The sequence below is a fragment of the Fulvivirga lutimaris genome (assembly GCF_009711525.1).
GTDB lineage: Bacteria > Bacteroidota > Bacteroidia > Cytophagales > Cyclobacteriaceae > Fulvivirga > Fulvivirga lutimaris.
In genome coordinates, this window is the sequence record NZ_SMLV01000336.1 from 4,450 (window position 1) to 16,371 (window position 11,922).

The 11,922-nt window shown below is 37.9% G+C and carries 11 protein-coding genes; 7 read left to right on the top strand and 4 right to left on the bottom strand.

Annotation, left to right across the window (positions count from 1 at the left end; genetic code table 11):
* Together gatB and alaS are read right to left on the bottom strand one after the other, a co-directional pair.
* Positions 1-711: Asp-tRNA(Asn)/Glu-tRNA(Gln) amidotransferase subunit GatB (gatB, locus tag E1140_RS07520; protein WP_155181169.1), on the bottom strand; the 711-nt coding region annotated here is incomplete at its 3' end.
* 29 nt (positions 712-740) lie between these two features.
* Positions 741-3,356 carry an alanine--tRNA ligase gene (alaS, locus tag E1140_RS07525; RefSeq protein ID WP_155181150.1) on the bottom strand — a complete coding sequence of 872 codons (2,616 nt, stop codon included), beginning with the start codon at positions 3,354-3,356 and terminating at the stop codon, positions 741-743.
* Positions 3,357-3,517: 161 nt separating this feature from the next.
* Between alaS and E1140_RS07530 the strand changes: the two genes are divergently transcribed.
* The 6 genes from E1140_RS07530 to E1140_RS07555 are packed head-to-tail and all read left to right on the top strand — an operon-like array spanning position 3,518 to position 9,268.
* A complete protein-coding gene (locus E1140_RS07530) occupies positions 3,518-4,504 on the top strand; it encodes a M23 family metallopeptidase (protein ID WP_155181152.1) in 987 nt (328 codons plus the stop codon).
* Between the two features lie 31 nt (positions 4,505-4,535).
* Positions 4,536-5,510 carry a M23 family metallopeptidase gene (locus tag E1140_RS07535; protein WP_155181154.1) on the top strand — a complete coding sequence of 325 codons (975 nt, stop codon included), beginning with the start codon at positions 4,536-4,538 and terminating at the stop codon, positions 5,508-5,510.
* Positions 5,511-5,525: 15 nt separating this feature from the next.
* Positions 5,526-6,761, top strand: a complete 1,236-nt coding sequence (locus E1140_RS07540) for a CapA family protein (protein WP_246202729.1) — start codon at positions 5,526-5,528, stop codon at positions 6,759-6,761.
* A gap of 2 nt (positions 6,762-6,763) precedes the next feature.
* Positions 6,764-7,102, top strand: a complete 339-nt coding sequence (locus tag E1140_RS07545) for a MerR family transcriptional regulator (RefSeq protein ID WP_155181155.1) — start codon at positions 6,764-6,766, stop codon at positions 7,100-7,102.
* Positions 7,103-7,115: 13 nt separating this feature from the next.
* On the top strand, positions 7,116-8,228 hold the full coding sequence (dprA, locus tag E1140_RS07550) for a DNA-processing protein DprA (protein WP_246202730.1): 1,113 nt from the start codon (positions 7,116-7,118) through the stop codon (positions 8,226-8,228).
* Positions 8,225-9,268, top strand: coding sequence for a DnaJ domain-containing protein (locus tag E1140_RS07555; protein WP_155181157.1), 1,044 nt, complete (start codon positions 8,225-8,227; stop codon positions 9,266-9,268). Before dprA ends, E1140_RS07555 begins: the two co-directional genes overlap by 4 nt.
* Positions 9,269-9,271: 3 nt before the next feature.
* Here the strand turns inward: E1140_RS07555 and E1140_RS07560 are convergent, their stop codons facing one another.
* Both E1140_RS07560 and E1140_RS07565 read right to left on the bottom strand, forming a co-directional pair.
* Complete coding sequence (locus E1140_RS07560; protein WP_155181159.1) at positions 9,272-9,910, bottom strand: tetratricopeptide repeat protein; 639 nt, start codon at positions 9,908-9,910, stop codon at positions 9,272-9,274.
* Between the two features lie 63 nt (positions 9,911-9,973).
* Positions 9,974-10,828: a hydroxymethylglutaryl-CoA lyase gene (locus tag E1140_RS07565; protein WP_155181161.1), complete on the bottom strand. Its 855-nt coding sequence runs from the start codon at positions 10,826-10,828 to the stop codon at positions 9,974-9,976.
* A 140-nt stretch (positions 10,829-10,968) separates the two neighbouring features.
* Here E1140_RS07565 and E1140_RS07570 point away from each other — a divergent pair.
* Positions 10,969-11,922: DUF1800 family protein (locus E1140_RS07570; RefSeq protein WP_155181163.1), on the top strand; the 954-nt coding region annotated here is incomplete at its 3' end.

The window sequence follows — 11,922 nt, forward strand, 5'->3', positions numbered from 1 at the left end:
GGTTTCAAAGTCAATCGCGCGCTGCACATTTCTTATCGAATTAAGATTCTTGACTTCGGCTTTTTTGCCCAATTCTTTAGCTCCAACAGTTCTTACTGAGATATTAACATCGCAACGCATGGAGCCTTCTTCCATATTACCATCACAAATTTCAAGGTAACGAACCAGTTTCCTTATTTCGCTAAGTACCGTCTGCGCCTCATAGGCATCTTTGATTACAGGCTCGGTTACAATCTCTATTAATGGAACTCCTGCTCGATTGTAATCAACAAGGGTATCTTCTTCTCCGGCCAGGTGCATTGACTTACCCGCATCTTCTTCAATATGAATTCTATTCAGCTTAATGCTATGTTCGCTACCATCTGATAAACTAATCAAGACCTCTCCTCCTACGCATATGGGGGTTCTGTCTTGTGTTATCTGATAGCCTTTAGGCAGATCAGGGTAGAAATAATTCTTTCTATCAAAAATCATTTCTCTTGTGATATCACAGTTGCAGGCCAAACCCATTTTTATGGCATATTCTACCACCTTCTTATTCAGAATGGGTAAAGTGCCAGGGTGACCAAGTGTTATTGCACTGATATTGGTATTAGGTGCGTTTCCAAACTCTGTTGAGTCTGAGTTGTATATTTTAGATGCAGTTGATAATTGGGCATGGATTTCCAAGCCAATTACAACCTCATACTTGTCCCTAATCTCTTTCTTCATTTGTCAGCAATACTCCTAGGCCTACAATACTAAACTATATTTAGTGCCTTTTCAACTACGTTTTCCAATCCACTAATATCTTTTCCTCCAGCCGTGGCATAGAAAGGCTGACCACCTCCACCACCTTTAATTTCCTTGGCCAGCTCTCGTACGATATTACCGGCATTTAAACCTTTATCTTTCACAAGGTTTTCGCTTATAGTAACGGCAATCTGAGGTTTGCCCTGAATGTCAGCGGCCAGAACCAGAAATAGATTATCAAGTTCATTCTTCAATTCGAATGATAATTGTTTTAATGCATCTGCATTAGGCAGTGATACTTTCTTGACAATTTTAGTAATGCTTCCATTCACCTCTTTTGAAGCCAAAATCTCCTTTTTGAGGTTTTGTGTTTGTCCTGCGTGTAGTGCTGCTATCTCCTTTTCAAGCTGGTTCTTCTCATCTACTAACTGTTGAATAGAAGTTTTTACATCGGCAGGGCTTTTCAAAAGGCCTTTTACCTCATCTAACAAATGAAGTTGCTCATTAATAAACTCCTCTGCAGCATCAGCAGAAATAGCTTCTATCCTTCTTACACCGGCAGCAATTGAGCTTTCTGATATAATCTTAAAGTAACCAATATTACCCGTAGCTCCAACATGTGTACCGCCACAGAGCTCGACAGATTCCCCAAATTTGATCACGCGCACTTGATCTCCGTACTTCTCACCAAATAAAGCCATAGCACCAAGGCTTTTAGCTTCATCAATTGGCAGATTTCTTCTTTCATCCAATGGCAGATTCTCACGAATCAGCACATTCACCATTTTCTCTACCGCATCTATTTCCTCATCACTCATTTTCTGAAAATGCGAGAAGTCAAACCTCAAAATCTTTTCATTAACCAAAGATCCCTTCTGCTCAACATGAGTACCTAACACTGATCTTAAAGCATGGTGCAACAAATGTGTTGCTGTATGATTGTTCATGGTCATTTTACGCTTGCTGTCATTGACCTTGGCGGTAAATTTAGCCTCAACGTTATTAGGCAATTTCTCTACCAAATGAACAATCAGATCATTCTCCTTCTTGGTGTCAAGCACTTTTAACCTTTCTGAATCAGATTCCAAATAACCATTATCACCAACCTGACCGCCACTTTCAGCGTAAAATGGTGTTTTGTCAAGTACGATCTGATAAACTTCCTTTCCCTTTTGTTTTATAATTCTGTATTGAATTATTGAAGATTCGGTTTCCAGTTGATCATATCCAACAAATTCAACCTTATTCACCTTGTTAAGTACAGTCCAGTCGCCAGTTTCTTTAACTGCATCAGCTTTGGACCTGTTCTTTTGCTTTTGCATTTCCTCAGCAAAACCATTTTCATCTACAGAAAGACCATTTTCTCTTGCAATTAGAGATGTTAAATCGAATGGAAATCCATAAGTATCATATAACTCAAATGCTAAAGGTCCTGATATCACCTTATCGCTAGCCTCAGCAAGCTCAGTTTTAATACCATCCAGTTTTTTCAAGCCCTTATCCAGAGTTTTTAGAAAAGCATGCTCTTCCTGCTCAATAACTTTCTTCACAAAATCCTTTTGTGTCCTTAGTTCATTGAATACCTCTCCCATTTGTTGATCAAGAATATCAACCAACTCATAGATAAACGGCTCTTTGAAATTTAAAAAGGTAAACCCATATCGAACTGCTCTTCTCAATATCCTTCTGATCACGTAACCAGCACCTGTATTAGAAGGTAACTGTCCATCTGCAATGGCAAAAGCAATAGCTCTTACATGGTCAGAAACTACCCTAAGGGCGATATCGGTTTGTTCACTGACTCCGTACTTCACATCAGCTTTAGCAGCCAAAGAAGCTATTAAAGGAGTAAAAACATCAGTATCGTAGTTAGACTGCTTCATTTGTATCGCCATGCAAAGGCGCTCAAAGCCCATTCCGGTATCTACGTGTTTGGCCGGCAAGTTTACCAGTTTGCCAGAAGCCAGTCTGTTAAATTCCATAAATACCAAATTCCAGATCTCCACCACTTGTGGGTGATCATTATTTACAAGATCTTTCCCTGGTATTTTGGCCACTTCATCGTCAGACCTTAAGTCAATATGTATTTCTGAACAAGGCCCACAAGGTCCAGTGTCTCCCATTTCCCAGAAGTTATCCTTCTTCGAACCTAGAATGATACGGTTCTTATCAACGATGTTTGCCCAGAGATCAAATGCCTCCTGATCAACTTCTAGTCCATCACCCTCATCACCACCAAAAACGGATACATATAACCTATCCTTCGGTAGCTGAAATTCTTCTGTGAGCAGCTCCCAGGCCCATTCTATAGCTTCTTTCTTAAAATAATCACCAAAAGACCAGTTGCCCAACATCTCGAACATAGTATGGTGATATGTATCCATCCCTACCTCTTCAAGATCATTGTGCTTTCCTGATACTCTCAGACACTTTTGTGTATCCGCTACTCGTTTGTTTTTTGGCTCCTCATTACCAAGAAAAAAGTCCTTAAATTGATTCATACCAGCATTGGTAAACATCAAAGTAGGATCATTCTTATTGACCAGCGGAGCAGACTCCACTATCTGATGATTCTTGTTAATGAAAAAGTTTAGAAATTTTTGTCTAACTGACTTAGAATCCATGGATTATGAAAAAAAATGATAAATTTGCAACCTTATGTATTTTTCCAAGAAAAATGATATATTGCAGTTAATCAAAGGTGTAAAAACGATTGATATTCGCAATTTTTTAAACTTTATAATTCAAAGAGCACAAAAATAGTAGTTTTTAGCTTACAATATTAATGGCGCGAATAAAATATATTTACGACACAGAAACCTGCCGATACGAGCGAGCAAAAATCACCAAATCTGACGTAACGCTTAATTTCCTAGGATTTTTAGCTGTTGCTTTGGTTATGGCTTTAAGTTTAGTTCTTGCATATAATACCTATTTTGAAACTCCTGTAGAAGCTCAATTAAAAAAGGAGAATAACGAGCTTAAAAAGCACTATAGCGCACTTGAAACTGAAATGGAAGAAGTTGATGAAGTAATTGCCGCGCTTGCAGAAAGGGACAATAATATTTACAGAAAAATTTACGAAGCTGAGCCATTGTCGCCTACTGTATTGCAGGCTGGTAGCGGTGGTGTTGATCTATACAGAGATATTTTAGAAGAAGGCCTTCAGAATGAAGAGTTAGTAGTTGGTACAAAAAGGAAAATAGACAAGCTTAAAAAACAAGCCAGAATAGTTAATCAGTCATTTGATGAGATTATGAAGCTAGCCAAGAACAATGATGAGCTTTTAAAAGCTATACCAGCTATTCAACCTGTTCATAATCCAAACCTGACACAACTAGTATCTGGATTTGGAAATAGAATCAATCCTTTTCATAAGGCAAGAGTAATGCATGAAGGTATTGACTTTGCAGCTACCAGAGGATCGGAAGTGTATGCAACCGGTAATGGCAAAATAAAAATGGTAAAAATAAATAGTGAGTTAGAAACTGGCTATGGAAATTATATAGAAATTGATCATGGTTTCGGCTATATTTCAAAATATGCTCATTTGGGCAAAGTAAATCTTAAAGTTGGCGATGTTGTAACAAGAGGAATGGTTATCGGGCAGGTTGGAAGTAGCGGTGGATCTACTGCCCCTCATGTTCATTATGAAATTATAAAAGATGGCGTTAAATTAGACCCCATCAATTATATAATGAACGGAGTAAATAACCATGACTATAGTAAACTGATTGAATTGGCTTCACGCGAAAATCAATCTTTTGACTAATTTTTTTAAACTGAATTTACATTTTTAGCACATGGCGAAAATAAGGTATTACTACGACACAGAAACTTGCAAATACGAGCCTATTAAGGTTTCGAGAAGTGCAATGGTTCTGAATGTAGCCGGTTTTTTGACAGTTTCTCTTATAATGGCCCTCGGGCTTATATACGTTTACAGAACTAACTTCACCCCTGTGAAGGAGTCTAACCTGCGTTCTGAAAACAGCAAACTAAAATTAGAGTGGAATATCCTGAACAAAAATCTTAATGCTGCATATGCTAGCATTGATGAATTGCAGTTTAAGGATGATAACATCTATAGAGTAATACTAGATACCGATGCTATACCTGCAACTATTAGAGAAGGTGGTGTCGGTGGTCATAATAAGTATGAAAGGTTATTGAAGCAAGATCTTGAAGACTCTGAGTTGATTATTGGCACCTATCAGCGTATTGATAACCTTAGAAAGAAACTTTATATCCAGAGTAAATCTTATGATCAGATATCTGACTTATTAATAGAAAAGGAAAAGATGTGGGCTTCCAGACCTGCTATTCAACCAATCAACAATAAAGAGTTAACAAGACTTCACACTACCTTTGGTAGACGCTTCCACCCTATTACTAAAGTGTGGAGCGAACATGAAGGTTTAGATTTCACGGCTCCATCTGGCACACCTATCTATGCCACTGGTGATGGTATAGTTACTGCATCTTACCGCTCTACTACTTATGGCAATGTCCTGTTTGTTAACCATGGTTACGGATATCAGACACGATATGCCCACTTAACCAACTACATAGTTGAACGCGGAGAGAGTGTGAAAAGAGGTCAAGTAATTGGATATGTAGGTAGCACGGGCAGATCTCAGGCACCACACTTGCATTATGAGGTGTTGTTTAACTACAAACCAATCAACCCAATAAACTTCTTTCAGCGAGACCTTGATAACGATGAGTATGAAAAACTTATCGAGATATCTCAGCAAGAAACCATTCCTTTAGATTAATTACCAGGAATTTTAATGAGTAAAGTAACTGAATCTTTAATGTCTTCAGAACAAGTAACTATTGCCCCTATTCTCAAGAAAGTATTTTTTGCAATAGTTATAATTGCATATGCTGCTTCCTGTAAAGTGACTAATACTACGAGCAGCAACCAAGACGCTCCAGACCTGGAATTAGACACCGCTAATGTGGAAGCAGTCATTGACTCTGTGATCCAAAAGCCTGTTGTAGCTATTAAGGACTCTGTTGACATTGAGATTTTCAGACTACTAAAAGACACCGTTTCTATTATCGGAGTTGGGGACATAATGATGGGCACTAACTACCCTGATGATGGTTATTTGCCCGCTAATAATGGCAAAGACTTATGGAGTGACGTAAATGGCATTCTCAAAGATGCAGATGTGACATTTGGTAATTTAGAAGGTGTTATTCTCGACAAAGGTGGTGATGCTAAGTACTGCAAAGACCCTAAGATTTGTTACATTTTCAGATCCCCTGAAAGGCTCATGAGTAATATAGTAGATGCTGGCTTTGATGTAATGAGCACAGCCAACAACCATGCTGGTGACTTTGGAGAGTCTGGAAGAAAAAATACAATGAAAGTACTTGACTCCTTAAAGATTAACCACGCAGGACAGCTCAGACAACCTTATACAACTTTTATGATTGATGGAATGAAGTATGGATTTGCTGCTTTTGCACCTAACACAGGAACAGTGAGCATCAATGATTTAAATAATGCTAAAGAGATTGTCGCCCATCTGGATTCACTATCAGATATTGTTATCGTTTCTTTTCACGGAGGTGCTGAAGGGAGCAAGTATCAGAATGTACTGCGTAAGAATGAGTATTTCTATGGTGAAAACAGAGGTGATGTCTACAAATTTGCTCACACTGTAATAGATGCAGGCGCTGATGTTGTATTTGGCCATGGGCCGCATGTAACGAGAGCTGTAGAAGTATATAAAAACAGATTTATTGCTTACAGTTTAGGTAATTTCTGCACTTATGCTCGGTTTAATCTGAGAGGTGACAACGGCCTTGCTCCTATAATTAAAGTCAATACCACTGCAACAGGTGAGTTTCTGTTTGCCGATATCACACCTATAATTCAGCTAGGTTCTGGTGGTCCATCAATCGATAGTCAGAAGAGAGTAATTCGAAAAATAATTGAGTTAACTAAAAAAGATTTTCCTGAAGTGCCGGTAAACATTGACGAAAGTGGAAGAATTACCTATCTTCAAAACTAAATATGCCTTACAAAGAAAAAACCATTGAAAAGAAATATTACGCCATTGGAGAAGTGGCAAGTATGTTTAACGTGGCTACTTCTTTAATACGTTTTTGGGAAACTGAGTTCGACCTCATTAAACCAAAAAAGAATCGTAAAGGCAACAGACAGTTCACCAAGGAGGATATTGAGAATGTCAAGATCATCTATCATCTGGTGAAAGAACGAGGATTTACCCTTCAGGGAGCCAAAGAAATGCTAAAAAGCAACTCTGATCAGGTAAAAGACAAGATGGAAATGATTGATTCATTGACAAGTGTTAAATCCTTTCTGCTGGAACTTAAGAAGAACATCTCCTAAAAACTTTAATATTTTGGCGAATCAGGATAGGTTGGCACAGCTAGCGCTCAATTTTATTCCTGGAATTGGTCATATGCTGGTCAAACAGCTGGTTAGTTATTGCGGGTCAGCTGAGGCTGTATTCAAAACCCCTAAAAGCAAGCTTCTCAAAATTCCTGGTATTGGTGCTCTAACCGCAGAGTCTATTTCAAAGGATATTCCAATGCAAAAGGCCGAGGCGGAGCTCACTAAATGCGAAAATGAAGGTGTTCAAATATTAATACATACTGACAAAGCGTTTCCCAAACGACTAAATCATATCAACGATGCCCCAAGTCTACTATATTATAAAGGAGTCGCTGATCTCAACGCCAGCAAAATAGTCTCTATAGTTGGCACAAGGAAGGCAACTGCTTATGGCAAAGAGATTACAGAGAATATAATTGAGCATTTAGCACCACATAACCCTATTATTGTTAGTGGTTTGGCTTATGGAATAGACATTCAAGCTCACAAATCAGCATTGAAATATAATTTACCTACTATTGGTGTTTTAGCCAGCGGGGTAAATGTTATATACCCAGCCATTCATAGAGACACAGCAAATAAAATGATTGAGCATGGTGCTCTAATTTCTGAAAACCCTTTAGGCGCCAAACCAGATGCGCCAAAATTTCCCGCACGTAATCGTATAATTGCGGGCATGGCCGATGCAATAATAGTTGTTGAGGCTGCTGTGAAAGGTGGTGCGCTGATTACTGCTGAAATTGCCAATAGCTACAACAAAGACGTATTTGCAGTGCCTGGAAATGTGAATTCTGAATTTTCATTAGGTTGCAACAATCTAATCCGGTCAAATAAGGCCCATTTAATTAATTCTGGGAAGGATATAGAATATATTATGAATTGGGAGGCTAATAACCCGCAAGCTGGTAGTAAGCTGCCTGACCTTTCAGAACTAAATGAAGATGAACTCGCAATTGTCAATGCCCTTGTAGAGCATGTTGATGGCATGATGATAGACAATTTAAGTTGGAAAACCTCCTTTTCTGTAAGTCAGTTAGCCTCTATCCTATTAAATTTAGAATTCAAAGGGTTAGTAATATCTCTGCCCGGAAAAAAGTTTAAACTGGCCATTAATAAATGATAGACAACTATTACAGAACATTGGGGCTTGACAATTTTGCCACAATAGATGAAGTAAAAAGAGCCTATCGATTACTCGCAAAGAAATATCATCCGGATAGAAACCCTAATAAAGAGGATGTCTTTAAAAGAGTGAATGAAGCTAACAGTATTTTATCGGATGCAGAAAAAAAGGCTTTATATGATGAAAAACTAAGTTATAGCCTTAATCCAAGGGTAGCAAATCCATACCAGCCTAAAGCTCAATACCAAACCAGACCAAGCTATGGCAGCACTAAATATGAATACAGCAAAAGAGTAAAGGTGTATGGGATCTTCTTTGTTATTGGCTTACTTAGTCTTTGTATTGGTGGACCTATAGCACTCTCCTATTACTCTGGAAACTATGCTTATGAAGAGGGTTTGAAATTTCAAAACCAGCATAATTATGCTGATGCAGCCAGAGAATATCAAAGAGCCATAAAGTACTTCAGTTCTAAATCCGGAAAAGCAAGCATCCAATTATCAAGGTTATGTCTTAATGATCTTAACCTTCCAAATAGAGCGATACAATATGCCGACAAAGGCCTTGAATACACAGAGGTCAATACGGAAAGAGCCGAGCTATACTACATTAAAGCAAAAGCTATGAAGGCAGATGGTCAGGCTAAATTAGCTAAAACTATTTTTTTAAAGTCCTTACGTATAGGATACAATGCAGATAGCATCAACCTTAACATAGGCCTCTTAGAAGCTTTTTACCTAAATGAATTTGATAGCGCTCTTGTTAAGTTTGAAGGTATCTTGAATAAAAAGATTGTAAGTGAGGAAGTCATTTTTGGCAAGGCCTGGTGCTTACAAAAAATCAGAAAGCATGAAGATGCTATATCAGTTTTTAATATGCTCATTGAGAGTTACCCATATAATGGCCCGGGATATTACTATAAAGGTTTAAGTGAGCTGACACTTGGCGACAGTGCGCAAGCATGTAATTCTATAAAAAAAGCCAATGAATTGAATTATCCATTGGCTTCTAAAATTATTGAGTTTGTCTGTCTCTAATCTTTAATATCCTCCCTCACCTGAAAATACACGCTGGTTGCACTTTTCTCTAATAAGATCATAAGCCTTAACATCTCCAAGTTCTCCGGCCTTACTTAAATCTAGACAACCTTCTTTTAGTTGTCCAAACTCTAGCCTCAAAATACCTCTTAAGTAATAGGCATCTATACTTTTAGGGTTTAATTCAATAATCTGAGTACAATCAGATATAGCATCCTGGTAGGCATCAAGTTGATGTTTTGCCTGACCACGCTTATAATAAGCATCTAAATGATTAGGGTTGATCTCAATACTAGAGGTAAAGTCAGCAATAGCCCCATAATAATCCTGCAGTTCAAATTTGATGATACCTCTAGCAAAGTAAGCCTCGTCAAACTTCTTATTCTTTTCTATTGCCGTACTAAAGTCCTTCATTGCGCCATGAATATCATCAAATTCTTGTTTTACTTTCCCTCTCATGTAGTAGGCTTGTGAGTAATTAGCATCTTTATCAATCGCCATATTGTAATTGATAATAGCCTGCATATACTCTCTTTTCTCGTACATTGCCTTTCCTTGCTCTGTATATTCTTTAGCAGTCTGGCTGAAAGCTGCCATCGTTGATGTTACCAGTATTAAACTAGCTAGTGTGTATTTTAACATTTTTAGTTCTTTTGAATTTCTAATCATAAGCGAAAATAATGCCGAATATTATATTATTGAATTTTAGCGGTAATGATCAAAAATAGCACCAGATGCCATAATTGAATTGTCCATCTCCAATTTGTTCATTCCCAAATCAAGACCTTGGTCACTCAAATAGGAAACAATCAACTCAGTTGCGATGTTCCCCGTCAGATCATCTTTCGCCATTGGACAACCTCCAAACCCTCTAATAGCACCATCAAATCTTCTACATCCTGCTTTGTAAGCTGATTTAATTTTATCAACTGCCGTAGCAGGATTAGAATGCAAATGTGCTCCAAACTCAACTTGAGGATAAGCACTGATTAAGTTAGTATATAAATAGGTAATATTCTCATCATTAGAAACTCCAATGGTATCTGCTAGTGAAATAATGCTAACACCCAATGATGAAATTATATCCGTAAACTTTGCAACAACATCTACATTAAACGGATCACCATAAGGATTTCCAAAACCCATGGAAATATAAGTGACTAAGACTTTATTGTTCTTCACACACAAGTCTTGTATCTCGTTCAGCGTATTGAGTGCCTCAACGATACTCTTATTAGTATTTCTTTGCTGAAACGTTTCAGAAATCGAGAAAGGGAAACCTAAATAGGTTATTGCATCATGCTTAACAGCATCCTCAGCCCCTCTGGTATTAGCTACAATGGCCAATAACTTAGATCTGGTACTATCAAGATTGAGACCTTCCAGTACTTCCACAGTATCTTTAAGTTGAGGAATAGCTTTTGGAGATACAAAGCTTCCGAAATCTATTGTATCAAAACCTACCTTGAGTAGTTGATTAATGTATGCTATCTTCTTTTCGGTAGGAATAAACTCATGTATGCCTTGCATGGCATCTCGAGGGCAGTCGATTATTTTCATATACTTCGTTTGAAGCAAAGCTATCTATCCATACCATAAAAGGCAAAAATCCTTCATTGGTCGATTTAACGAACCATTCATCTACTTTCTTGAATATTTTATATAAAAAAACTTAGTTTAATGCTTTAATTGAAAAAACTATGCCTTTAACTCCTTTTACAGGTACGTTAGGAACGAAAAAAGCAGCGCACCTTTTAAGGCGAGCAACCTTCGGTGCAAATAAAACCAACATCGATATGCTTGCGGGTATGACTGCGCAACAAGCGGTACCATCCCTTTTCTTAGACACATTGCCAGACCCTCCTTTACCAGTTGATACTGAAACAGGACAAGAGTGGATTTCTGGCGTATCAGATGCAAACAGTGGAGATAACGAATTGCAGGATTTCTTAAAGCAATGGATGATAGGACAATGCCTGGCTGTTGATGTTGATGAGAGCTTAAAATTATCATACAAGACGAGGGAAAAAGTGGTGTTTTTCTACCACACCTACTTCACCACCATAATGACAAAGGTAAATGATAGTAGAGCCACATATTTTCAAAATGCCTTATTCAGATTATTCGCTTTTGACAAAAATGATGTTGATGTTCAGATAGTAAACGAAGATACAGGGCTTCCTGAAAATGATACATTGGTTCTGAATATTAAAGAACTCACCAAAAAGCTAAGTGTTGATAATGCTATGCTTAAGTTCTTAGATGGGAACCTGAATGTTAAGGGTAGTCCTAATGAGAATTATGCTCGTGAAATGCTGGAGCTGTATACAATTGGGCGAGGACTTGAAGGAAACCTTCCGAATATACCAGAACCTGGCGATTATATCAATTTCACAGAAAAGGATGTGCGAGCAGCAGCTAATGTATTGACCGGATTTGATATTGACGAAGACTTTATAAACATTGATCCATATACAAACTTACCCCGTGGAGTAATAAAAGGTGGAAACCTTGCCACTGCCCATGAAAATAATGCTGCGCTTAAAAGCTTTAGTCCAAGATTTGATAATGCTCAAATTACGGCAGACCCCACTCTGCTAAATGGGGGTCAATCAACTGAAGAAAGTGTTCTGGATGAAATTAGCCAGTTAATA

What these genes read in the sequence shown, in the direction of transcription:
- E1140_RS07565 (WP_155181161.1), bottom strand. Translation starts at nt 10,828, where the DNA reads ATGAAAATAATCGACTGCCCTCGAGATGCCATGCAAGGCATACATGAG.
- E1140_RS07530 (WP_155181152.1), top strand. Translation starts at nt 3,518, where the DNA reads ATGGCGCGAATAAAATATATTTACGACACAGAAACCTGCCGATACGAG.
- E1140_RS07555 (WP_155181157.1), top strand. Translation starts at nt 8,225, where the DNA reads ATGATAGACAACTATTACAGAACATTGGGGCTTGACAATTTTGCCACA.
- E1140_RS07540 (WP_246202729.1), top strand. Translation starts at nt 5,526, where the DNA reads ATGAGTAAAGTAACTGAATCTTTAATGTCTTCAGAACAAGTAACTATT.
- E1140_RS07545 (WP_155181155.1), top strand. Translation starts at nt 6,764, where the DNA reads ATGCCTTACAAAGAAAAAACCATTGAAAAGAAATATTACGCCATTGGA.
- E1140_RS07560 (WP_155181159.1), bottom strand. Translation starts at nt 9,910, where the DNA reads ATGTTAAAATACACACTAGCTAGTTTAATACTGGTAACATCAACGATG.
- alaS (WP_155181150.1), bottom strand. Translation starts at nt 3,356, where the DNA reads ATGGATTCTAAGTCAGTTAGACAAAAATTTCTAAACTTTTTCATTAAC.
- E1140_RS07535 (WP_155181154.1), top strand. Translation starts at nt 4,536, where the DNA reads ATGGCGAAAATAAGGTATTACTACGACACAGAAACTTGCAAATACGAG.